This is a genomic window from Vibrio sp. PSi01 (genome assembly GCF_054960695.1).
In genome coordinates this window covers 120516-146084 of sequence record NZ_JBHNYN010000006.1, presented here as the reverse complement: position 1 = coordinate 146084, position 25569 = coordinate 120516, and the positions used below count along the sequence as shown (strand labels likewise).

The 25569-nt window shown below is 45.2% G+C and carries 17 protein-coding genes and 1 other annotated feature (1 of these 18 cut by a window edge); of the genes, 12 read left to right on the top strand and 5 right to left on the bottom strand.

Annotation, left to right across the window (positions count from 1 at the left end):
• Positions 1-16, bottom strand: a sequence feature (Thr leader region); it reaches 103 nt to the left of the window's first position.
• 317 nt (positions 17-333) lie between these two features.
• Positions 334-810, top strand: a complete 477-nt coding sequence (locus tag ACFI6G_RS11480; protein WP_010434788.1) for a DUF7840 domain-containing protein — start codon at positions 334-336, stop codon at positions 808-810.
• Between the two features lie 131 nt (positions 811-941).
• On the opposite strand, the gene ACFI6G_RS11475 is transcribed toward ACFI6G_RS11480, so the two are convergent.
• A complete protein-coding gene (locus tag ACFI6G_RS11475; RefSeq protein ID WP_010434787.1) occupies positions 942-1427 on the bottom strand; it encodes a putative 4-hydroxy-4-methyl-2-oxoglutarate aldolase in 486 nt (161 codons plus the stop codon).
• 47 nt (positions 1428-1474) lie between these two features.
• Here ACFI6G_RS11475 and ACFI6G_RS11470 point away from each other — a divergent pair, with 47 nt between their 5' ends.
• Positions 1475-1633 (top strand): hypothetical protein, encoded by a 159-nt coding sequence (locus ACFI6G_RS11470; protein WP_016767741.1) that lies wholly within the window; start codon positions 1475-1477, stop codon positions 1631-1633.
• Between the two features lie 372 nt (positions 1634-2005).
• The gene (gene arcA, locus ACFI6G_RS11465) at positions 2006-2722 is read left to right on the top strand and encodes a two-component system response regulator ArcA (RefSeq protein ID WP_004741534.1); all 717 of its coding nucleotides are present in this window, start codon (positions 2006-2008) and stop codon (positions 2720-2722) included.
• Between the two features lie 152 nt (positions 2723-2874).
• Here the strand turns inward: arcA and ACFI6G_RS11460 are convergent, their stop codons facing one another.
• The 4 genes from ACFI6G_RS11460 to mnmL form a co-directional block, all read right to left on the bottom strand.
• Complete coding sequence (locus ACFI6G_RS11460; RefSeq protein ID WP_016767742.1) at positions 2875-3318, bottom strand: hypothetical protein; 444 nt, start codon at positions 3316-3318, stop codon at positions 2875-2877.
• Positions 3319-3325: 7 nt separating this feature from the next.
• Positions 3326-5713 (bottom strand): aerobic respiration two-component sensor histidine kinase ArcB, encoded by a 2388-nt coding sequence (gene arcB / locus ACFI6G_RS11455; RefSeq protein WP_016767743.1) that lies wholly within the window; start codon positions 5711-5713, stop codon positions 3326-3328.
• Positions 5714-5902: 189 nt separating this feature from the next.
• Positions 5903-7654, bottom strand: a complete 1752-nt coding sequence (locus tag ACFI6G_RS11450) for a diguanylate cyclase (RefSeq protein WP_016786006.1) — start codon at positions 7652-7654, stop codon at positions 5903-5905.
• Between the two features lie 88 nt (positions 7655-7742).
• Entirely contained in the window at positions 7743-8699 is a 957-nt protein-coding gene (gene mnmL / locus ACFI6G_RS11445; RefSeq protein ID WP_010434776.1) for a tRNA modification radical SAM protein MnmL/YtqA, read from the bottom strand.
• Between the two features lie 528 nt (positions 8700-9227).
• On the opposite strand from mnmL, the gene gltB (ACFI6G_RS11440) reads away from it, so the two are divergent.
• The 9 genes from gltB (ACFI6G_RS11440) to ACFI6G_RS11400 all read left to right on the top strand — a co-directional run bounded on the left by gltB (ACFI6G_RS11440) (position 9228) and on the right by ACFI6G_RS11400 (position 25523).
• Positions 9228-13775: a glutamate synthase large subunit gene (gene gltB / locus ACFI6G_RS11440; RefSeq protein WP_016767744.1), complete on the top strand. Its 4548-nt coding sequence runs from the start codon at positions 9228-9230 to the stop codon at positions 13773-13775.
• Positions 13775-15244, top strand: a complete 1470-nt coding sequence (locus ACFI6G_RS11435; RefSeq protein WP_016767745.1) for a glutamate synthase subunit beta — start codon at positions 13775-13777, stop codon at positions 15242-15244. The genes gltB (ACFI6G_RS11440) and ACFI6G_RS11435 overlap by 1 nt, the downstream gene beginning before the upstream one ends.
• A gap of 436 nt (positions 15245-15680) precedes the next feature.
• Positions 15681-20144, top strand: a complete 4464-nt coding sequence (gene gltB / locus ACFI6G_RS11430) for a glutamate synthase large subunit (RefSeq protein WP_010434773.1) — start codon at positions 15681-15683, stop codon at positions 20142-20144.
• A 16-nt stretch (positions 20145-20160) separates the two neighbouring features.
• The gene (locus tag ACFI6G_RS11425; protein ID WP_016767746.1) at positions 20161-21573 is read left to right on the top strand and encodes an FAD-dependent oxidoreductase; all 1413 of its coding nucleotides are present in this window, start codon (positions 20161-20163) and stop codon (positions 21571-21573) included.
• 171 nt (positions 21574-21744) lie between these two features.
• On the top strand, positions 21745-22173 hold the full coding sequence (locus tag ACFI6G_RS11420; protein WP_010434771.1) for a DUF1499 domain-containing protein: 429 nt from the start codon (positions 21745-21747) through the stop codon (positions 22171-22173).
• 127 nt (positions 22174-22300) lie between these two features.
• On the top strand, positions 22301-22996 hold the full coding sequence (mtnN, locus tag ACFI6G_RS11415; RefSeq protein ID WP_010434770.1) for a 5'-methylthioadenosine/S-adenosylhomocysteine nucleosidase: 696 nt from the start codon (positions 22301-22303) through the stop codon (positions 22994-22996).
• Between the two features lie 10 nt (positions 22997-23006).
• Entirely contained in the window at positions 23007-23960 is a 954-nt protein-coding gene (locus ACFI6G_RS11410; protein ID WP_016767747.1) for a cobalamin biosynthesis family protein, read from the top strand.
• A gap of 1 nt (position 23961) precedes the next feature.
• On the top strand, positions 23962-24831 hold the full coding sequence (gene btuF / locus ACFI6G_RS11405; RefSeq protein WP_010434768.1) for a vitamin B12 ABC transporter substrate-binding protein BtuF: 870 nt from the start codon (positions 23962-23964) through the stop codon (positions 24829-24831).
• Positions 24832-24905: 74 nt separating this feature from the next.
• Positions 24906-25523, top strand: a complete 618-nt coding sequence (locus ACFI6G_RS11400; RefSeq protein ID WP_016767748.1) for a TRIC cation channel family protein — start codon at positions 24906-24908, stop codon at positions 25521-25523.
• Positions 25524-25569 lie beyond the last annotated feature (46 nt).

Below are 25569 nucleotides of genomic sequence, written 5' to 3'. Positions count from 1 at the left end.
GTCATTACTAGGTGGCTTAGGTGCTGCATATCAAATTCTCTGCTTGTGCTTTACTCTACGTGTATCAATTTTTACCACTAGACGTCAATGAAAAGTTGCGTTTTTTTTACATTCACGTCATTTTTCAGAGCAAACAGCCATTTCAGCGACAAAACGTCCTAAAACAGCTCCCAACTTAAAAGCGGAATTAGATTGCTAGATGAAGCGAAGTCATAAGTTGCATATATAGTCATAACAAAATGCTATATCGATTGTACAGCGAACGCACAACTTCTGTGCTTTAATTGAACGATAACGTTCGTAAAACAATAATAATGACATCAGGAGTGGGAAGTGAAGAGATTATTTATTCTTTTAGCCTTTGCTATGCCTGTCATTTGTTCAGCGAATAGTTTGCCTCTACTGAGTGGTTTACCATTACTTCCCAGTCAAATCGATCGTTCGTCTCATAAATTCTTCATCTCAACGCAAAATGCCTCAAGTGAAAGCTTCGACACTTGGAAAATCGACAGTGGTTACTCATACAGTCTGTTTGCTGATGTTGACCTTTATGTAGGTACACGAATCAACAGCGATTCACTTAAGTATGAAAGCGGATTTTTAAGTGGTGTCAGTTATCAGTTCTCAGAAAGGATCTCTTTTAACAGTTCTCTGCACACCTATAAAGACGAAGAAGAAGACAACGAAAAGTCATTAGCTGCAGAAGTTTCAAGCCGAGTACAACTTACCGATAATTTGGATTTGCATGCCACCCTTGATTACGAAGAGTGGCAGCAAGGTGTTGAAGTGGGGTTAGGATTTCGATTTTAATCGAATTCGGTTGTCCTTCATGAGTTCGCATGCGTTTTGATTTTTCAGTAGCTCAAGATCTTAGCGTCAACCTGTGCACGCAACAAACCGTTCCTCAATCCAATAATTCCAGCCTATTGTACTTAAACCTGTTAAGATTCAATTAACAATTCAGATGAAATTAATACACCATTCCAATCCGCATAAATGTAATCACCAGGTTGAATCAACTGATTGTGGACAGAAAGAGTGACATTAACCTGACCAACACCGCGTTTCTCTGTTTTGAATGGAGATGCACCAAGCGCCTGCACCCCAAGGTCCATTTGCGACATCATGCCGACATCGCGCACGGCACCGTTCACAATCACGCCTTCCCATCCATTTTCTATTGCTAGAATGGCGAGCTGATCGCCAAGAAGCGCTTTCTGGCACGAGCCATTTCCATCGACAACAAGCACTTTACCAATGCCATCAGTCTCTAAAACCTCGCGAACCTTGGAATTATCGTGATAACAACGAACTGTTACAATTTTTCCAAAGAACGCACCACGTTGACCGAAGTTCTGTAATGGTAGGTTAAGTAATGTGACTTTGCTTTCAAACTCATCACACAAGTCGGGTGTTATATCGTGCATATATCCTCCGTGAGTAAGGCGTTACCTGTTAAGTCAGGCGAACCTCTATGCTTTTATATGTTATTAAAATTAATCCTTTGTTTTCATTGTTCTATGTTCAATCTAATAATAATAAAAAGTTGATTGAGCATATTTATCTACTAGACTCTAAGGACAGCTTTCAGCTTCCTTGGTTCATATTCTTGCCTTTAGCAGGTGAGATGTGAGAGCCATCTCGAATAATCATTCTTGTTTTGCTGCTAAATAATCACCATAGCATTGGTTAAGTTGTAGCCATACTATTAAAGTTTGTTGCGATACGGCAATTGATGTAAATCAACAAAGTGAATGGAATTAACATTCTCGCATTGTTAGCATGCTGTTAACATTATAGAATCCTCTGCAATCACTAAAAGAATGATTAAAAGGCGTACTGGATCTACGTTATTGGGCAATACTTCAAGGAAGGCAGATAGCTGGAAGTAAGTGTTTTTTTGAAAACTTTAAGTTATCATCAAAATTACATTACCTGTATGTTATGTTTTTGCCTAGAATTTATTCTATTAGCACAGTTTCGTCACAAATTTAGGTACCGCCAAATGCAAACCCCGCAGATTCTGATCGTTGAAGATGAGCAAGTAACTCGTAACACTCTAAAGAGTATTTTTGAAGCAGAGGGATATGCTGTTTTTGAGGCTAGCGACGGTGAAGAGATGCACCAAGTGCTATCTGACAACCAAGTTAACCTTGTAATTATGGACATCAACCTTCCGGGTAAGAATGGCCTACTACTTGCGCGTGAACTGCGTGAGCAAGCAAATGTAGCGCTTATGTTCTTAACGGGTCGTGATAACGAAGTTGATAAGATCCTTGGCCTTGAGATTGGCGCTGATGACTACATCACTAAGCCTTTCAACCCACGTGAATTGACTATCCGTGCACGTAACCTTCTGAACCGTTCAATGAGCACTAGCTCAGTTCAAGAAGAAAAGCGTAGCGTTGAAAAGTACGAGTTCAACGGTTGGGTACTCGATATCAACAGTCGTTCTCTGGTTAGCCCAGATGGCGAAGGCTACAAACTACCTCGTTCAGAGTTCCGTGCTCTACTTCACTTCTGTGAGAACCCAGGTAAAATCCAAACACGTGCAGACCTTCTTAAGAAGATGACTGGCCGTGAACTTAAGCCACACGATCGTACTGTAGACGTAACAATCCGTCGTATTCGTAAACACTTTGAGTCTGTTTCTGGTACGCCAGAAATCATCGCAACGATTCACGGTGAAGGCTACCGCTTTTGTGGTGACCTAGAAGACTAATTCGATAAAGCTTCTGAACGCTGAGTTCCTGTAGTTGGTGAGCACTTCTAACTAGCTAGTACTCCTAACAGTCGAAGCGTAATCAATAATTATTAAAAAGGGAGAATGCCAACGCATTCTCCCTTTTTTATTGTTCTTAATTGAATGAGTTTTTAGTAAACCGTATCAACTTTAACGTCTTTCTCCACCAGCCACTTAACTGTTTCGCCATCTTTCAGCTCAACCGCTACATCTACCGGCTTATCACTGTCGATCTCTAGCTGCCATACAAAAGCGACTTCCCATTGAGTTTCACTGTGAGTTCTTAAATCAAGATCGTCAGCCGTTACCAACAAGGTATCTGCACCCTGCTTAACCGTGACGCTCTCAACTGCAAGCGTTGCTGGCAATTGTGAGTCTGACTCTAGGTAGATGGAACCGTGTAGTGTCTTATCTTGAGCCTCTCCAATCGTTGGCATTTTGTTGTGCCACAGGTTACTTTTCATTGTGACTGTCGACGCAGAGACTTCAACTTGGTTACCTTGCTGCCATTCTACTTGTGGGGCAGAGCAGCCGGCTAATGCCACTACGCATGCGGCGAATGCTAATTTTTTCATTATTCTTCTACCTTTGATTTAACCAACTCTTTAATACTTCAATATCATTCTGGTATTCGTTATTAATTTCATCGACCCAATCTGAGATATTTTCCCACCACGCTGGCATATCTGGAGATTGAGCTTTCTGAGCGACTTGTTGTATGCGCTTCAAACCAATCGAACCGGCCGCACCTTTAATCTTATGAGCTTCAGAAACGATGCTGTCTTGATCTTTTGCGACCATGTTAGAGTTCAAGATTTCCATATACTCCGGCATCATATTTTCAAACATCACGATACTATCCAAAACCGGTTTCGGTCCAACAATGTCAACATAAGACTCTAGCATATCAATATCAAGCAGGGCCGTATCAACCGAAGGAAGAACCGGCTTCCTCACTACTACTTTTTCAACACCAGTAGCTTTCTCAACATCCTTTACTGTATCAATACCCTTGGCTTTCTCATTAACCTCTGGGGCATCCTCAATAAGCTCGCTGATGACATCTTGAATAGCGCGAACCGACAGCGGCTTGCTGATCGCCTCGTCCATACCTTTCTGAAAATATTCTTGCTTGTTGCTTAAAACGTTCGCCGTCAAAGCAACTAAAGGAGGTAACTGGCTATATTTCTCTCGGTAGTACTGAGCGATGTCGAAGCCTGTCATATCTGGTAACTGAATATCCAGAAGCACCAAATCATAGTCTTTAGGGTTGAAGACAATTTGCGCTTCTTTACCAGTCATCACCACCGTCACTTCATGGCCAAGGCTTTCAAGTAGAGAGCGAGCAACCGTGATATTGAGTTCAATATCTTCCACCATAAAGATTTTAAGGTTCGACTGCTTTCTTGGTGTTTTAATCAGTGCCTGAGTATCGTGATTCACCGGCACGCGAATCGAAACGGTAAATGTGCTACCAAAGCCTTCTTCACTGGTGACATCAATGTCGCCATCCATCATGTTGATCAATTGCTTAGATACAGCAAGACCAATACCAGTACCAACAGCGTGCAGGTTGTCGGTTCCTGACTTCACTTGATAGTACATTGCAAAGATCTTCTCGATTTCACTCTCTGGAATACCAATACCGGTATCCTCAACTTCCATCGTGATGTCAGCAAAATCACCATCGATATCGGCGCTGACCGTCATTACTACACCACCATCTTTGGTGAACTTCATCGCGTTACTGACAAGGTTCCACAGCACCTGTCTCAAGCGCGTACCATCGACTTCGACAGATGCAGGAAGATCGGACAACCTTTCTAGATCAAACCTCAACCCTTTTTGCTCTGCCATCAATGCAGAAATACTCTCAATCTCGACAACGAAATCTTCAAAGTTAATCGGGGTTGGGAATAACTCTAGCTTGCGGCGATCAAACTTATCCATATCGATAATATCGTTAAAGATATTACCCAGCGTTACGGCGCTAACCTTAATGGTTTGCATGTGTTTACGCTGCTCGGGTGTCAGTTGACTGTCCAGTAGCATGCGGCTCAAGCCGATGATCCCGTTAAGTGGGGTTCTTAATTCATGGCTGATGGTTGAGATAAAGGTAGTCTTATCACGACTGGCTTTCTCTAACGATTCTTGATGCTCTTTACGCTCGGTAATATCACGACCAAAGCCGACTAAGCCTAAGTGGCGGCCATCTTTACTGTAGAAAGGTACCTTACGCAGTTCGAAGTAGCTCTTACGACCATCAGGGTATTCCAACCATTGGTCGTAGGTCAGGGCTTGGTTATCAGAAAAGACTTTCTTATCAGTTTCAACAACCTGCTGAGCGATTTCTTTGCTGTAAACATCCCAAGGCGTTAAGCCAACCAGATCTTTTTCTGTTTTGCCGGTAAGTTCTTCTACTGCGCGGTTACAACCAGAGAACACACCATCTTCGTTTCGGTAGTAAATAAGGTCAGGAGAAGCGTCGATAAACGAACGCAGTAGTGCGGTACGCTCTGCGAGTTCAAGCTGAGTTCGTTCACGTTGAAAGACTTCATTTTCGAGATCATGCATAGCTTCAGCACGCGCTTCTTCCGCTTTCTCACGTTCTTCAATTTCTTGGTTAAGCTTCTCGATATTGAGCTGCAGTTTATTGTTGAGCTCTTGGTCTCGCTCACGCATATCGCCAAGTTTAGATACTAGCTTCGCCAATCTTTGTCGGGACTCTTCCAGTTGGTCAACAACTACTGACAAGAAATAGACCGCCCAAGGCGTGATGACTAAACCGAAGAAAACCGAACGTACAATGTCGATGTCATCAACATTGCCTTTGAGTGCGAGGGTAATACCGACTTGCACAACAACAGCGAGGGCAACAAGCGCTAAGGCGAGTAAGATAGAAAAGCGGACAATCCCCAGTTTTACGAGTAGATCTACGTAATACTGAGCGAGATTTTTCATGGGTTTCATTTAGCGCTCCATGCGATAAGACTAGCAACATTCTACCCTGTTTGAAGATAGGAGGTAAGCTAGCTGCATCACACGCAGCAAGAGATCCGCAGCAATATCATGGTCAAACAATCAATATAGTGGTAACCAATCAAGATAGTGCTAAGCAACCCCAAAAAGACAGGTTAACCCAACCATAAATTTATAGAACTAGCTAATTGAAGAAGGATGTACCATTGAACGATTTCGACCGTCAGATTTAGCTTGGTAGAGTGCACTGTCAGCCATCGCAACTGCGGACTCCATTTCGTCATCAGGTGATGGAATATAAGAAATAATGCCAATACTCACCGTGATAAATTCAGAGACCGCTGATTTTTCGTGTATCAGACCTAACTTAAGTACTTCATCATGAATACGACTTGCAACAAGAAGCGCACCATCCGTAGTCGTATTTGGCAAAATAAAGCCGAACTCTTCCCCGCCATAACGAGCCACGCAATCAGACGAGCGACTGAGTACTTGCTTGAATGCCTGCGAAACTTGAATCAGAGCATCATCACCTTGCTGGTGACCATAAAAATCGTTATAGCCTTTAAAAAAGTCGATATCACACAGCATGATCGTCAATGGTAGCCTCTCACGCACATGGTAATGCCATAGTGTCGAAAGCTGTTCATCAAAGCGGCGTCGGTTGGAAACTTTAGTCAAACTATCCATAAAGCTGAGGCGTTCAAGTTCAAGGTTCGCCTCTTCAAGCTTTTGTTCTGCTAGATAGCGCTCGGTAATATCACGCGCCATGATCAACACACCATTAGTGCTCGATGCTGGATCTCTAAATGGTGATTTGACTACATCATACCAAGTAAATGCTCCATCACTTGAGACCACTTTGTCGATATAACGCAGCGATTTACTTTGATGAAGCACTTGATGATCGGTTTCTGAAATTCGCGTATAGATGCTATGTGGCACCACATCTTGTAAACGCTTACCGATCAAGTCACTCACTTCAGAGATTCCCAGCGCAGCCACAAATGGTTTATTACACGCTTGATAAACCATGTTTTCATTAAAGATACCAATGGAGTCCGGGCTGGCCTCCAGGATGTTTTGTAGAATGGTATCACGCTGTGCAAGCGCGACTTCGGTGTCTTTTCGTTTTTCCATCTCTCCGCGCAACTTTTGCTGCATGTCGTGCCAATCGGTTACATCATGGCTAATCGAAAGCGTACCTATGGTTGAGCCATCTTGTGAAAGCAAGACACTTTGGTAGGTTTCAAGCAAGCAGCTTTTTCCATCTTGGTCTGTGGTCCAAGAGCGTTCACTTACACGACCTTTTAATGCTCCACCAGAAACACTCAGGGTGCCCTCTTCAGCACGACCATGCCAAAACTTTTTAAACGAGCGATTACTCGTCACTAACTCACCTTTCTGATCTTTCACGTAGATCAGCTCAGACAAAGAATCTAAAGCCGTGCGCGCGACATTGAGCTCACGAACTTCTTGGGACAGTTCTTCATTGGTATTTTTATAAGGCGAGGCATGGATCATCCAGGTTTTCTTGCTTCTAAAGTGGATTTTACGGCCGACTAAATTGACCTTAAAAGACTCAAATTCGGAAAGTGCCCAAAACGAAATTTGCTCAAATGATCGAGAGTTAATGTGATTGGTTAAGTAGTGACGGAAACTGTTTTCACTTTCCACGGTAGGAAAACGAAAATTAACACCGATTTGGCGGATACCCAATAATTGCATAGCTTGAAGATTGGCATACAAGATTTCACCACTTCGTACATCGACAAAGTAAAGTGGTGAGGGAGTAGAGAGTAGAAGCTTTTCAATGTGCGACTGATAACGCGAATAAAGATGCCAGCAGATGAGAGCAATTAGCAATACGATCACGATATATATACCGTAGCCATACGCCTTGTCCCACAACCAAGTCATTACCAGTTCCATTTACTCTCAATCTATACCATAAATTCTGTGAGGGAAATGTTACCACTATTTGCTGGTTTAATCTGCTGTTACCTACTCCCACGCATTTCTATAGATTGGCGCTATTTAATACAGGGAGCGTATACTTGAAAGCCGTACCTGTTTTGATGCCCTGCGCACCTGTTTTATCGAGTTCACGACCAATTTCAGTCATCGCTAACCAGCGGTTTTCACACCACAATGGCGAAAGAAGTGTAGGACGACGAGCGGCTGAAGATACACGATGATAAACCACATTTGCAGGCGTACGCTGGATAATTTCACTGGCGATATCAATATACTCTTCCAGGGTCGGCGCTTCGAGTTTGCCAGCTTTCCACGCTTTGGCCATGGTACTGCCCTCAACAATATGAAGGCCGTGAAGCTTGATACCATCAGTACCAACAGCTAATACCTTGTCTAACGTTTCCAGATTATCGACTTTGGTTTCTTTTGGCAGGCCGACGATAAGGTGCGTACAAACTTTGATACCTAAAGCCCGTGCGCGCTGAGTGATCGTTTCATACACCGCAAAATCATGACCACGGTTAATTCGTTTAAGGGTTTTATCATTGGCTGTTTGTAATCCTAGCTCTAGCCAAATCTCATAGCCTTGTTCCACGTAACCCGCTAGCAGTTCCAATACCGAATCAGGCACGCAGTCTGGCCTAGTGCCAACACAAAGACCTACGATATCGGCACCTGGTGCTTTAAGCGCTTCTTCATACATATTTTTGAGCACTTGGACTTCAGCATAAGTGCTGGTGTATGCCTGAAAATAAGCAAGATACTTCTTCGCACGAGCGATCTCACCGGCGCGATCTTTTAGCTGATCAGCAATACTTTGAATTTGAGTTTGTTCATCCGCAAACGAAGCAACGTTACAAAAAGTACATCCACCGCGACCGATGGTCCCATCTCTATTTGGGCAGCTAAAACCACCATGAAGTGTCAGCTTATGAACCTTCTCACCATAACGACGCTGAAGATCTTGGCCGATAGTATTAACCAACTCATGTAATTGCATATTTTCAAAGTTCTCAGTAAATAAGAATGAATATCAGTCTTTTTTGAAAAAAAATTACATCCCTGCAAAATTCGACCAAATAGTTTACGCAAAGCTTTTTGCGAGCAACCTATCAAATATCAATAAACATGCAAAAAATCAGCTCTATTTGCCTAATGTTGCACATTTGTTGTGCATTAAATTCAAAATAAAACGAAAAAAATGGTCTACATGGGGCAACTTTCATTGCAATTCGCCTAGACAAAATTGTAGGATACTTACACATATTGGCTATTTTTGAGTATTTACTTACAACCAAAACTTGCTGATAAGTCGGTGATACCCATATCCCACCTATATAAACCACTAGTTTGTGGTTAAAAATAAACGGATATCACTAAGGATTGTTTTTCTCGCAATACTTTTCCTGCGAGATACGGAAAGGATTCAAACCGCCAGCATAGGCAGGTTTAGACCCATAAATATAAAAGGACAAGGCTAACTTTATACAAATAAGTTGCGCCTAGATTTAACTGGAAGGATGTATCTATGGTAGATCAAGAGCAGAACTCACAGGGTCTGTATACTCCTGAATTGGAGCATGACGCTTGTGGTATCGGTTTTGTTGCGCATCTAAAGAATCGCAAATCTCATGATGTAGTAACTCAAGCACTCGATATGCTTGCACGTATGGAACACCGTGGCGGCCAAGGCTGCGATCCGTGTTCTGGTGATGGTGCAGGTATCCTGCTACAGAAGCCGCACGAATTCTTACTAGAAGAAGCCGTAAAGCTTGGAATTAAACTGCCATCTTTTGAAAAATATGGTGTTGGTGTTGTACTTTTCCCTAAAGATGAACACAAACGTGCACAGTGTCGTGACATTCTAGAACGCAATGCACAGCGCCTAGAGTTAGAAGTTATCGGTTACCGTGAACTTCCAACTGACAATTCAATGATTGGTGCTGACCCACTAAGCACTGAACCTCAATTTGAACACGTATTTATCTCTGGCGGCCCTGGTATCACTCCAGAAGAGCTTGAGCGCAAACTGTATGTTCTACGTAACTACACCGTTCGTGTTTGCCTAGAAAGCGTGTCAAATATCGGTGATGACTTCTACATCAACTCTATGTCTTACAAGACATTGGTGTACAAAGGTCAGCTAACAACAGAACAAGTTCCTCAGTACTTCCTAGATCTGCAAAACCCAACCATGGTGACAGCTCTAGCACTGGTACACTCTCGCTTCTCTACCAATACATTCCCACGTTGGCGTCTAGCTCAGCCTTTCCGTTATATCGCACACAATGGCGAAATTAACACAGTTCGCGGTAACCTAAACTGGATGAAAGCGCGTGAAGCGATCCTTGAATCGGATCTGTTCACACAAGCTGAAATCGACATGCTGCTTCCTATCTGTCAGGAAGGTAGCTCGGATTCATCAAACTTCGATATGGCGCTTGAGCTTCTTGTTCTTTCAGGTCGTACTCTGCCACACGCATTGATGATGATGATCCCTGAAGCATGGCAAGAAAACAAAAACATGGATCCAACTCGTCGTGCGTTCTACCAGTACCACGCGAACGTAATGGAACCATGGGATGGCCCTGCATCAGTATGTTTCACCGATGGTGTTCAAGTTGGTGCAACACTTGACCGGAATGGTCTGCGTCCTTCTCGCTACACGGTGACCAAAGACGACTTCCTAGTAATGGCGTCTGAATCTGGCGTAGTAGAAATCGCACCAGAAAACGTTGAATACCGTGGTCGTCTACAGCCTGGTCGTATCTTCGTTGCTGACCTTGAGCAAGGCCGCATCATTTCTGATGAAGAAGTGAAAGACGGTATCGCTAAATCGCAACCCTACGAAAAATGGGTTGAAGAGAATCTTCTGAGCTTGAAAAAGCTACCGGATGCGAGCAACGAATTTAACCAACCTTCTCCAGAGAAACTGCTTCACAAACAGCAATCGTTTGGTGTGAGCTCTGAAGAAGTAAACGAAATCATTCTCCCTCTTGCAAAAACAGGCTACGAGCCACTTTCTGCAATGGGTGCTGACTGGCCGCTAGCGATTCTGTCTCATCAATCGCAGCACCTTTCAAACTACTTTAAGCAGTTGTTTGCACAAGTAACTAACCCGCCGATCGACCCGATTCGTGAGCGTATGGTTATGTCTCTGAACACTTACCTAGGTAAAGATCAGAACCTACTTGCTGAAACACCTGAACACTGTCAAAAAGTGGAACTTGAGTCTCCTGTTCTTTCTAACTCAGAGTTAGAGAAACTTCGTGCAATCGATAACGAGCACCTTCAATCGAAGACGCTAGATATCGTATTCCAAGCAAACGGAGATCAAGGCAAGTTAGAGCGCGCACTTAAGCGTATCTGTCAGTACGCAGAAGACGCAGTGATTGATGGTTACTCTATCATTCTACTGACTGACCGTGCCGTTAACTCTAACCACGCCGCTATTCCAGCAATGCTGGCAGTTGGCGCGGTTCACCACCACCTAATCCGTAAAGGTCTACGCGCTAAGTGTGACATCGTTGTTGAAACGGGTGATGCTCGTGAAACTCACCATTTTGCAACACTTATCGGTTACGGTGCGAACGCAGTTAACCCATACCTAGTTATTGAAACGATTGTTGAATTGCAACGTACTAAGAAGCTAGATCCAAACGTACACCCACGTGAGTTCTTCGATAACTACCGTAAAGGTGTCAACGGCGGTCTACTGAAGATCTTCTCTAAGATGGGGATCTCTACGTTACAGTCTTACCATGGTGCTCAAATTTTTGAAGCCCTTGGTGTTAGCAAATCGGTGGTTGAAAAATACTTTACTGGTACTGTTTCTCGTATCCAAGGTCTAACGATCGACGATATCGCACGAGAAGTACTGGTTCGTCACCGTGTTGGTTACCCTGCTCGTGAAATCCCAGCTCAAATTCTTGACGTTGGTGGTGTTTACCAGTGGAAACAACGTGGTGAGAAACACTTGTTCAACCCTGAAACGATTTCTCTACTTCAAGAGTCGACGCGTAACAAAGATTACGGTCAATTCAAGAAGTACGCAAAAGCAGTCGATGACCAAGGCGACAACGCAGCAACGCTACGTAGCCAACTTGATTTCATCAAGAACCCTGCAGGCTCTATCCCTCTAGCGGAAGTAGAACCAATCGAGAATATCCTTAAGCGTTTCGCAACAGGCGCAATGAGCTTTGGTTCAATCTCGCATGAGGCTCACTCAACACTCGCTGTTGCGATGAACCGCATTGGCGCGAAATCAAACTCAGGTGAAGGTGGTGAAGACCCAGCACGTTTCGAGCGTAAAGAAAATGGCGACTGGGAACGTTCAGCAATCAAACAGGTGGCTTCTGGTCGCTTTGGTGTAACGTCTTACTACCTATCTAACGCTGATGAGCTGCAAATCAAGATGGCTCAAGGTGCGAAACCTGGCGAAGGTGGTCAACTACCTGGTGATAAGGTTGATGACTGGATCGGCGCAACACGTCACTCGACTCCGGGCGTAGGTCTTATCTCGCCACCGCCACACCACGATATCTACTCAATCGAGGATTTGGCTCAACTAATCTACGATCTGAAAAATGCTAACCGTAATGGCCGTGTAAACGTGAAGCTAGTATCGGAAGCAGGCGTAGGTACGATTGCATCAGGCGTAGCGAAAGCAAAAGCTGACGTGGTACTTATCGCAGGTTTTGATGGCGGTACAGGTGCATCTCCGATGTCTTCTATCCGTCACACAGGTCTGCCTTGGGAACTTGGTCTAGCAGAAACGCACCAAACACTACTGAAAAACGGCCTGCGTAACCGTATCGTTGTTCAGTCTGATGGTCAGATGAAAACACCACGAGACCTTGCAGTCGCAACGTTACTAGGCGCTGAAGAATGGGGCGTAGCAACAGCAGCATTGGTTGTTGAAGGCTGTATCATGATGCGTAAGTGTCACAAAAATACATGTCCTGTTGGTATTGCAACACAGAACAAAACTCTGCGTGAGCGTTTCGACGGCCGCGTAGAAGACGTAGTGACTTTCTTCCAATACATGGCTGAAGGTTTACGTGAAGTAATGGCTGAGCTTGGCTTCCGTTCTATCGACGAAATGGTTGGTCAATCACACAAACTTAAAGTTCGTGACGACATCGGCCACTGGAAGTACAAGAACCTAGATCTAACACCAGTACTGCACATTGAGCAGGCTCGTGCTGAAGACGGTATCTACAACCAGACAAAACAAAATCACAACCTAGAAGACGTTCTAGACCGTAAGTTGATTCAAGCTGCAATTCCAGCACTTGAGAAAGGCGAAGCCGTGAATGCGACCTTCCCTATCATCAACACGGATCGCTCTGCAGGTACCATGCTGTCGAACGAAATCTCGAAGGTTTACAAAGACCAAGGTTTACCACAACCAATGAACGTTAAGTTCCACGGTAGTGCGGGCCAATCTTTCGGTGCATTCCTTGCGAAAGGCGTTAAGTTCGAAGTCGAAGGCGACGCGAACGATTACTGGGGTAAAGGTCTGTCTGGCGGTACATTGGTACTGTACCCAGATGCGAAATCTTCTATCGTTGCAGAAGACAACATCGTAGTGGGTAACGTATGTTTCTACGGTGCCACTTCTGGTGAATCTTTCATTCGCGGTATGGCTGGCGAACGTTTCTGTGTTCGTAACTCAGGTGCGAAGGTTGTAGTTGAAGGTGTTGGTGATCACGGTTGTGAGTACATGACAGGTGGCGCGGCAATTATCCTTGGCTCAACGGGTCGTAACTTTGCTGCAGGTATGAGTGGCGGTGTCGCTTATGTTTGGGATAAAGCAGGTGACTTCGAAACCAAGCTCAACGCAGAACTTGTAGACCTAGACCCAATTGAACAAGAAGATAAAGATCTTCTACTCGATATGCTAACGAAGCATGTTGAATTCACAGGAAGTGAAGTTGCTCAGTCTTTCCTAGACAACTTTGAAACAAGCGTTGCATCACTAGTTAAAGTAATGCCTCGTGACTACAAAGCAGTTCTTGAGAAGCGTAAAGCTGAAGCACAACAGGCACAAACGGAAGAAGTGGAGGCAGTATAATGGGTAAGCCTACTGGATTTTTAGAACACGGTCGTGAGCTTCCAAAGAAGCTCGACCCATCGGTTCGTATCGAAGACAACAAAGAGTTCGTACTTAACGAAGAGTTTGGTGAAAAGATCAATACTCAAGCATCTCGTTGTATGGACTGTGGCGTACCTTTCTGTCACAACGGCTGTCCGATTGGTAACATCATCCCAGAATTCAATGACGCGGTTTACCGTGACAGCTGGGAAGAGGCTTGGAACATTCTAAGCTCTACCAACAATTTCCCTGAGTTTACAGGTCGTGTTTGTCCTGCTCCTTGTGAAAGTGCCTGTGTTCTTGGTATCAACCAAGATCCAATCACTATCTGTAATATCGAGAAAACAATTGTTGAAACTGCGTACCGTGAAGGATACGCAAAACCGAAAACGCCACGTTCTCGCACAGGTAAAACGGTAGCCGTGATCGGTTCAGGTCCTGCTGGCCTAGCCGCTGCTGAACAGCTAAACAGTGCTGGTCACTCAGTAACGGTATTTGAACGTGACGAAAAAGTAGGTGGTCTACTTCGCTTCGGTATTCCAGATTTCAAACTGGGTATGGACGTCATCGATCGTAAGATCAACCTAATGGCTGAAGCGGGCGTTGAGTTTAAAGTTAACCAGCACATTGGTGTTGATGTTAATGCTCAACAACTACGTCAAGAGTTCGATGTGGTATTACTAACGGGTGGTTCTACGGTTCCACGCGACTTGCCAATCCCAGGTCGTGAGTTGGAAGGTGTGCATTTTGCTATGGAATTCCTTGGTCAAAATAACCGCCGTGCCAACGATTTAGATCTCAAGACCGAAGAAATCCATGCTAAAGATAAGCACATTGTGGTTATCGGTGGTGGTGATACAGGTTCTGACTGTGTGGGTACTTCAAACCGCCATAAGGCAGCAAGCATTACTCAAGTTGAGATCATGCCGATCCCACCGGAGAAACGTCCTGCGAACATGCCTTGGCCTCAATACCCAATGATCATGAAAACCACCACTTCTCACGAAGAAGGTTGTGAGCGTCATTGGAACATCCTGACCAAAGAATTCATCGGCAACGATAAAGGTCAAGTGACGGGTCTACGTATTGCAGACATTGTTTGGCAAGACGTGAAACCAGGCGAGCGTCCAGGCTTTGATGAAGTGGCTAACTCTGAACGTGTTATTCCTTGTGATATGGCGTTCCTAGCAATGGGCTTCTTACACCCAGAACCAACAGGTGTACTGGCTCAGCTAGACATTAAACTGGATGAGCGCGGTAACGTGGCCTCTGAAGGTTACGCGACGAACCAGAAAGGCGTTTTCGCTGCTGGTGATATGCGTACTGGCCAGTCGCTAGTCGTACGTTGTATTAACGAAGGCCGTGAATGTGCAATTGCGATTGATGACTTCTTAATGGGTAACTCAAACTTAGAAGCGAAAGCTGATTCACTCATGCTTTCCGCATAATATTTCTCGGGCTAACGTCGCTGACGTTAGCTTAGGGAAAAAGCAACACCCTTCCTAACTTTTGTATTTGGCTAGCACTCGATGCTAGCCTTTTTTCTGCCTGTCACTTTCAATACATCTACGATAGCTGTTAAATCCCGTTAACAACTGGCTTTCATATCTCTTTGATATAGTTCTATTATTTCAGGTTATTACGTGGCTAATCGCGTTTACGCATGATAATTAACCATGAACTTGACCTTAAACACAATTAGCTATACGTTGTAAAGCTGATGAAAATAAAACCAATAGGTTTTGTTAACACAGCTAATAACGTTTTAACTAGCTAAAAACAAACTATCAGTTTATATAAGAACAAGTTTATAAAAAACAACAAGTATATGAATAGTTAGTCATTTACTGTCTGGATGACAGAGAAGCAAAAGGGAGAATTGCAATGGCTCTATATGATCCTAGTCTTGAAAAAGACAACTGTGGATTTGGTTTAATAGCGCAAATGGAAGGCCAACCTAGTCATAAGTTGGTACGAACTGCTATTTCAGCCCTCGATCGCATGACACACCGTGGTGGTATCGCCGCGGATGGCAAAACCGGAGATGGTTGTGGCTTATTACTACAGAAACCAGACTCCTACCTCAGAATTATTGCAGAAGAGAATAACTTCAAGCTCGGCAAGCAATACGCTGTCGGCATGGTTTTCTTCAGCCAAGACCCAATCAAAGCACAATCCGCGCAAGACATCGTCAATAAAGAGCTCGCTCACGAGACCTTAACCATCGCGGGTTGGCGCGTTGTGCCGACCAACACCGATGTATTAGGTCCAATCGCCAAAGATTCCGTTCCTAATATTCAGCAAGTCTTTATCTCAGCCCCTGCTGGCTGGCGTGAACGCGATATTGAACGACGCCTTTATATCGCTCGCCGTAGAATTGAAAAGCAGATCACCGAAGACAAAGATTTCTATATTTGTAGCCTGTCGACCCAAGTCATGGTTTACAAAGGCTTGTGCATGCCTGCCGATCTACCGCGATTTTACCTCGATCTCGCTGACTTACGTATGGAATCGGCGATATGTCTGTTCCACCAGCGCTTCTCAACCAATACTCAGCCACGTTGGCCATTGGCTCAGCCATTCCGCTATTTGGCGCACAATGGTGAGATCAATACCATCGAAGGCAACCGTCAATGGGCTAAGGCTCGTGCTTACAAATTCTCCTCACCACTGTTGCCTGATTTACAAACAGCCGCACCTTTTGTAAATGAGACAGGCTCAGACTCATCAAGCTTAGATAACATGCTCGACCTGTTCCTTGCTGGTGGTATGGATGTGTTCAGAGCGATGCGTATGCTTGTGCCGCCCGCTTGGCAAAACCACCCAGATATGGATCCTGAGTTACGTGCCTTTTACGACTTCAACTCCAAACATATGGAACCGTGGGATGGCCCAGCTGGTATCGTACTTTCAGATGGTCGTTATGCAGCATGTAACCTTGATAGAAACGGCTTACGTCCAGCACGCTATGTCATTACCAAAGACAACCTGATCACTTTGGCATCAGAAGTGGGTATTTGGAACTACGCGCCAGATGAAGTAGCAGAGAAAGGTCGCGTTGGGCCTGGTGAACTGCTTGTTATTGACACTCGTCGCGGCAAGCTATGGCAATCTAATGAGATCGACAATGATCTGAAAGGTCGACACCCTTATAAAGAGTGGATGGAAAAGAACGTTCACAAATTAACACCGTTTTCCGAATTGTCAGATGATCAAGTCGGTAAGCGTAGCTTTGACGATGACACACTAAAAACTTATCAAAAACAATTTGCGATGAGTAACGAAGAATCAGACCAAGTACTTCGCGTACTCGGTGATATGGGACAGGAAGCGGTCGGCTCGATGGGCGATGATACGCCAATGGCCGTTCTGTCTTCTAAAGAACGTCTTATTACGGATTATTTCCGTCAGAAGTTTGCCCAAGTAACCAACCCACCGATTGACCCTCTGCGTGAAAAACACGTGATGTCTTTGGCGACCAGTATCGGCCAAGAGATGAATGTATTCTGTGAAACCGATGGCCACGCTTATCGTGTGACGTTTGATTCACCGGTGCTGCTTTACTCTGATATGCAGCAGCTTCTGCAGTTAAGTCAAAAGCATTATGGTCACGCTATTCTTAGCATGCACTATGATCCGGCAGATAAAGATCTCGAACAAGCCATCAACGACTTGTGTGATCGTGCAGTGGAAGAAGTGCGTGATGGTGCAGTTTTGATTGTACTTTCAGACAAAGGTTTAGAGAAAGGTAGGCTGCCAGTTCCTGCCGCCATGGCTGTCGGTGCCGTACAAACCAGACTTGCAGACAACAACCTACGTTGTGATGCTAACATCGTGGTTGAAACAGCAACCGCACGTGACCCGCACCAATTTGCCGTACTGCTTGGCTTCGGTGCTACCGCAGTTTACCCATATCTCGCTTATGAAGCTCTGGGCAAAATGTTGGACGATGGTTCATTAGATAAAGACTATCGCACTGCATTGCAAAATTACCAAAACGGCATCAACAAAGGTCTGTATAAGATCATGTCGAAGATGGGTATCTCAACGATTGCTTCGTATCGCTGCTCGCAGTTATTTGAGGCAGTAGGTTTACATACCGATGTTGTTGATCTGTGTTTCCGTGGCGTAACGACTCGCATCCAAGGCGCTAGCTTTAGCGACTTCCAACAAGACATCTATAACCTATCTCGTAAAGCATGGACAAAACGTAAACCACTGGAACATGGTGGCTTACTCAAATACGTACATGGCGGCGAATACCACGCCTACAACCCAGACGTAGTCAGTACCTTGCAAACCGCTGTAAAGACAGGTGAAACATCGGATTATCAATCTTTTGCGAAGCAAGTTAATGCTCGTCCTGCTGCTATGCTGCGCGACTTAATGAGCCTCAAAAAAGCCGAACAACCTCTGCCGCTAGAGCAAGTCGAGCCAAGTAGCGATCTCTTTAAACGCTTCGATTCTGCCGCGATGTCGATTGGTGCCTTGAGCCCCGAAGCTCATGAAGCGCTGGCCATGGCGATGAACCGATTAGGTGGTTATTCTAACTCTGGTGAAGGCGGTGAAGATCCACGACGCTTTGGGACTGATCGTAACTCGCGCATCAAACAGATAGCTTCCGGTCGTTTTGGTGTGACGCCACATTACTTAACCAATGCGGATGTTCTACAAATCAAGGTCGCGCAAGGTGCGAAGCCAGGAGAAGGCGGTCAGCTGCCGGGTCATAAAGTCACCGCAGAAATAGCCAAGCTGAGATACTCAGTTCAAGGCGTGACTCTGATCTCCCCTCCTCCGCATCACGATATCTACTCTATCGAAGATCTGGCTCAGCTGATTTTCGACCTTAAGCAAGTTAATCCTAAAGCCTTGGTTTCAGTGAAGTTAGTATCTGAGCCGGGTGTCGGCACCATTGCTACAGGTGTGGCGAAAGCTTATGCCGACCTGATCACCATTTCAGGTTACGACGGCGGTACCGCAGCAAGCCCACTGACCTCAGTGAAATACGCAGGTTGTCCTTGGGAGCTTGGCTTAGCTGAAACTCAACAAGCACTCGTCGCCAACGGGCTTCGTCATAAAATTCGCCTGCAAGTCGATGGTGGTTTAAAAACCGGCCTCGATGTTATCAAGGGTGCGATTTTAGGTGCAGAGAGCTTTGGTTTTGGTACTGCACCAATGGTAGCAATGGGTTGTAAGTTCTTAAGAATTTGTCACCTAAATAACTGTGCGACAGGTGTGGCGACTCAAGATGAAACCCTACGTCGTGAATACTTCAAAGGCCTACCAGACATGGTGGTGAACTACTTTACCGGCCTAGCCGATGAGGTTCGCCAATACCTTGCAGAGCTTGGCGTAGAAAAACTTACTGACCTGATTGGCCGTACTGATTTGCTTGAAGCCGTTCAAGGTCTCACGGCGAAGCAGAGTAAGTTGGATCTTTCATCGATATTGGAAGCTCCGGTATCTACTGAAGGTCATCCACTGTTTTGGACAGAACCAAACGCACCGTTTGATAAGGCTCAGCTCAACCAACAGATCCTTGATGACGTAATCGATGCAATTGAGAAACGTCAATCCACCAGCCTTTACTACAACGTGATCAACACCGATCGTTCGATTGGCGCTCGTATCTCTGGCGAAATTGCTAAGCGATACGGCAACCAAGGCATGGCAGGTTCACCAATCAAGTTGTACCTCGACGGCACCGCAGGCCAATCTTTTGCAGTTTGGAACGCAGGTGGTGTTGAGCTTTACCTAACAGGCGATGCCAATGACTATGTTGGCAAAGGCATGGCTGGCGGAAAAGTGGTTATCAAGCCTCACCAAGGCACCGCATTTACCTGTAACGAAGCGACCATTATCGGCAACACTTGTCTGTATGGCGCAACCGGAGGCAAGCTGTTTGCTGCTGGTACTGCTGGCGAACGATTTGGTGTACGTAACTCAGGCACGGTTGCTGTGATTGAAGGTGCGGGTGACAACGCCTGTGAATACATGACTGGTGGTATTGTTGCCATTCTTGGTGCAACGGGCGTGAACTTCGGCGCGGGTATGACAGGTGGTTTTGCTTATGTGATGGATAAGAATGAAGACTTCCAAGGCCGAGTGAACAACGAGTCGGTCGAGGCACTTTCTCTGTCTGACCTATTTATCCACCAAGAACATCTGCGTGGCTTAATTGCAGAACACTTAGAAGAAACGGGCTCAGTACACGCTGAAGCTATTCTGGCGAACTTTGATGAATGGATTCCGAAGTTCTACTTAGTGAAGCCAAAGACGGCGGATCTTAACACCTTGCTCGGCCACCAAAGTCGTAGCTCTGCTGAACTTCGTGTTCAAGCGCAATAATTGGAAGGAGCCAATAATGAGCCAGAATGTATACCAATTTATTGATGTGAATCGCGTAGACCCAGCGAAGAAGCCAATCAAGATACGTAAGATTGAGTTTGTAGAGATCTACGAACCTTTCACTAAGCAACAAGCCAAAGCGCAAGCTGACCGCTGTCTAGACTGCGGTAACCCCTACTGTGAATGGAAGTGTCCAGTCCATAACTATATCCCTCAATGGCTCAAGCTTGCCAATGAAGGGCGTATTATCGAAGCGGCTGAACTGTCTCACCAAACCAACAGCTTGCCTGAGGTTTGCGGCCGAGTTTGTCCTCAAGATCGTCTATGTGAAGGCTCTTGTACCCTCAACGACGATTTCGGCGCAGTAACCATCGGCAACATTGAAAAATACATCAATGACAAAGCGTTTGAGATGGGCTGGAAACCAGACATGTCTCACGTTGAATGGACCGACAAAAAGGTCGCGATCATTGGCGCTGGCCCTGCAGGTCTTGCAGCAGCTGATATCTTAGTTCGAAACGGTGTGAAGGCCGTGGTATTTGACCGCTACCCGGAGATCGGTGGCCTACTAACGTTTGGTATCCCATCGTTCAAACTCGAGAAAGGCATCATGGAAAACCGTCGCCGTATCTTTAGTGGTATGGGTGTCGAATTTAAGATGAATACCGAAGTCGGTAAAGACGTTCAACTACAACAACTTGTCGATGATTATGATGCCGTTTTCTTAGGGGTCGGTACCTATAAAAACATGCGAGCTGGGTTAGACAACGAAGAAGCACCGGGCGTTTATGATGCTCTCCCCTTTCTTGTTTCCAATACCTACAAGGTCATGGAGCTGGATAATCCAACGCCATTCATCGACATGAAAGGCAAAAAAGTGGTCGTGCTTGGTGGTGGTGATACTGCGATGGACTGTGTTCGAACGTCTATTCGTCAGCATGCTGCTAACGTCGTCTGTGCTTATCGTCGTGATGAGGCCAATATGCCAGGCTCTCGCCGTGAGGTGAAGAATGCAAAAGAAGAAGGCGTGAAGTTCATGTTCAACCTTCAGCCATTAGCATTGGAAACCGATTCATCAGGTCATGTTACTGGCGTCAAAGTGGTGAAAACGGCGCTAGGTGAACCAGATGAAGCAGGCCGACGTCGTCCGGAACCCGTTGAAGGCAGTGAACATGTTCTAGAAGCCGATGCTGTGATCATGGCATTTGGTTTCCAACCTCATGCAATGGAATGGCTAGAACCATTTGGTGTAGAGCTCGACCAATGGGGTCGCATCAAGGCTCCCGGACAGCAAGAGTTTCAATACCAAACCACCAACTGTAAGATCTTTGCAGGTGGTGATGCAGTTCGAGGATCTGATTTAGTGGTGACTGCTATCGATGAAGGCCGTAAAGCCGCGGAAGGAATATTGGATTACCTAGAAGTGTGACTAGGTTTCCTTTATTACTCAGTTCGTTACTATAAAAAAGGGATCCAATTATGGATCCTTTTTTAAATTAGATACGTTTATCACAAGCATCACGAAAATACGTAAAACAATTACAAATAAACCAATGCCGATAACTACAATTAGAATTAAAAACAAGCCATAGGAAACACCATGAAAAAAGCCGCTCTCCTTTCTCTATCTCTTTTAACTTTAACCGCATGCAGCCAAGGAATCACGAACATGAAAGACAGAACTTCATCACCTTGTGGAGACAAACCAAACTGCGTATCAACTCAAGATGACCGTGAGCAGCATGCATTGGACACGTTTGAGTTATCTGACTCAGCAAACTTAGATGCGATTGAGCAGGTTGCACTAACTTTACCTGGATCGAAAACCGCGAGTAAAACAGAAGATTATCTGCGTATTGAATGTACTTCTCGCATCATGCGCTTTGTCGATGACTTAGAACTTAAGATCACTGATGACAAACTGATCGTGCGTTCAGAATCTCGCACTGGCCATTCTGATTTTGGCGTAAACAGAAAACGTGCAGAACAACTTCGTGCTAGCTTAAAAAGCGAAGGCCTAATCAAATAGATAAAAGAATCCGCAGATAAATCACTGCTATTCGGATGAGAAGTGCCTCTGGGCAGTCGCTCGACACTTCTTATCCATGCTACAATTTCGCTCTACTGTTTAAATATTATTTATTAAGAGACTACACATGAAAATCGGCATCATTGGCGCAATGGAGCAAGAAGTTGCGATCCTAAAAGCAGCAATTTCAGACATTACTGAAGTTAATAAAGGCGGTTGTACCTTTTTCTCTGGTCAGCTAAATGGTGTTGACGTTGTTTTACTTCAATCAGGCATTGGTAAAGTAGCAGCGGCTGTTGGGACTTCAATCCTATTAAGCGAATACCAACCAGATGTTGTTCTAAACACGGGCTCTGCTGGCGGTTTTGATTCAACACTGAACCTTGGTGATGTCGTGATCTCAACTGAAGTTCGTCACCACGATGCAGACGTTACAGCTTTCGGTTACGAAATCGGCCAAATGGCAGGTCAACCTGCAGCATTTAAAGCTGACGACAAGCTGATGGCTGTCGCTGAACAAGCACTAGCACAAATGGAAGATAAGCACGCCGTTCGCGGTCTTATCTGTACTGGCGACGCATTTGTTTGCACAGCAGAACGTCAAGCGTTCATTCGCAAGCACTTCCCATCTGTCGTTGCTGTAGAGATGGAAGCATCGGCTATCGCTCAAGCTTGTCACCAATTCCAAGTACCATTCGTGGTTGTTCGTGCAATCTCTGACGTTGCAGACAAAGAATCACCAATGAGCTTCGAAGAGTTTCTGCCACTAGCAGCACAAAGCTCTTCAGAAATGGTTATCAAGATGGTTGCCCTACTAAACTAAGCGACTAGACATGCAAACACTGTTTGATCAGGTATTTGCAAATGGCGTGCTCCTTGTAATGTGGGGAGCACTGCTTTTTCATTTGATTTTACCTATCCCCCATGCCGCACATCCCACAACCTTATGGCATAAGTTTGCTGAGCTTTTAGCAAGCAAGGTTAATAACAACCAAAACTATTCCCAAAGCTTAATCTCGGGCACATTAGCTTGGGGGTTGATGGTACTGCCGAGTCTAGTAATTCTATTAGCACTGCAACCATTGGTTTGGCAATCTCAACTGTTTGAATTAGCACTGTTATTACTGGCGATTGATTGGCGCAACAATGAAAAGCTAACAAACCAACTGATCAAAGCACTTGATCGAGAAGATAAAGCCACGGCTCGCCAGTTATTGGCGCCGATTGTTAATCGTCAAACTGAATCACTGTCATCACTTGGCCTAGGTAAAGCCGCCGTAGAAACCATCATCATGGGTTACGCTCGTAACGTGGTTTGTGTGTTGTTCTGGTACGCCATTGGTGGTGGCATCGCCGCGTTAATGTATCGTCTAGTAGTCGAGTTAGCTCGAGCTTGGTCGCCAAGTCGCAAGCAATTTTCTCCATTTGGATCAACGGCAATCAAGATCGTCGCTATTCTCGAATTTATACCGATGCGTTTATTTGCTTTGATGATCGTATGTGGTGATAAAGCCACGCACACATTTAAAATGATGCTAGTCCAAAGTCGCTCTTGGCCACTGCCCGGCCCTGCATGGTTAATCACGGCCGTTGGCAACAAGCTTGAGCTGTCATTGGGTGGCCCAGCGATTTACGACAACACCAAAGCCATTCGAGCCAAATTAGGTGGCAGAATCGCCCCATCCGCCCTGCATTTGTCGCAGGTTCAGAAGCTACTATTTGGCCGTATCGCTATCTGGATATTTTTACAAAGCCTAATCTTACTATTTGTTCACCAAGGGATTTAGAGTGAAACCTTTAGCACTTGTTACAAGACTTACTCTTTTATCTTCCAGCTTATGGCTGCCTTTATCATTTGCAGAAGAAACATCGCTGACTCCAGAAAAAGTACAGCCAGCTCAACGCGTAGTAAGCCTTGCTCCTCACGCCACTGAGCTCGCCTACAGCGCTGGTTTAGGTGATAAGCTTGTCGCGGTTAGTGAGCGAAGTGATTACCCACCACAAGCTGACAAGCTAGAGAAAGTGGCGAATTACCAAGGCATCAAGGTTGAGAAGATCATTGCACTTCAGCCTGATTTGATTCTTGCGTGGCCAGCCGGAAACCCGCCCAGAGAACTGGCGAAACTAGAGCAATTTGGTTTTAATCTTTACTACTCCAAGACCAAAAGCCTAAACAGTATCGCAACCAATATTGAACAACTCAGCCAATACGCTAGCGATCCAAGCATTGGCGAAAATAACGCTCAGCAATACAAAGAGCAGCTCAAGGCGTTGAGAATAAAATACAAAGATGCCGAGCCAGTAAACTACTTCTACCAACTCAGTGAGAAACCGATCATCACAGTTGCTCAAGGGCACTGGCCAAGTGAGGTGTTTGAGTTTTGTGGTGGCCGCAATATTTTTGAAGACAGCGCATCCCCTTATCCGCAAGTTGGAATTGAACAAGTTGTCTTAAGAAAACCGCAAGTGATCTTCACTTCTCAGCACGCGATTGAGAATGGAACCATGTGGCAAACATGGGAAGATGAGATCCCAGCTGTCGCTCAAAATCAGATTTGGTCCCTCAATTCTGACTGGATTAATCGCCCGACAACGAGAACTTTGAAAGCGATCCAACAAGTGTGCGATTTCTTCGATAGAGCTAGGCAAAATCACTAACTATTTGCTGCGTTTTTTCGTACAATTCGCCACCGACCTATCCCTACAATTTTAACTATAAGAGCACCAGTATCATGGACTCCATGCTGCTTTATATTATCGATTTATTTGGCACTGCCATCTTTGCCGTCTCAGGTGTATTTGTCGCTGGCCGTCTTAAGATGGATCCCTTTGGCGTAGCCGTTCTAGGCAGTGTTACTGCAATTGGTGGCGGTACAATTCGAGACATGGCTCTGGGCGCGACTCCCGTATTTTGGATCACCGATACCACCTACCTTTGGGTCATCATCACCACCTGTTTGCTGACTATGATTATTGTAAGGCGCCCAAAACGTCTGGCTTGGTGGATATTGCCGGTGTGTGATGCGATCGGCCTCGCGGTGTTTGTTGGTATTGGTGTAGAAAAAGCGCTTACCTATCAAGATTCAGCGCTAGTGGCCATCATCATGGGTGTCATCACCGGCTGCGGTGGCGGTATTATCCGTGACGTACTTGCCCGCGAAGTACCAATGATTCTAAGAAGTGAAGTCTACGCGACCGCTTGCATCATTGGTGGCGCTTTCCATACAATGGCGATCAGCATGGGACACGACTCAGAAACTGCATTTTTAGCTGGCGTGTTCTCAACACTATTGATTAGGCTTGGTGCCATTCGTTGGCATTTATCATTGCCAACCTTTGCTATCAAATAGGCCATCGTTACAAATTGAAAGGCTCTGCAACGGAGCCTTTTTTAAT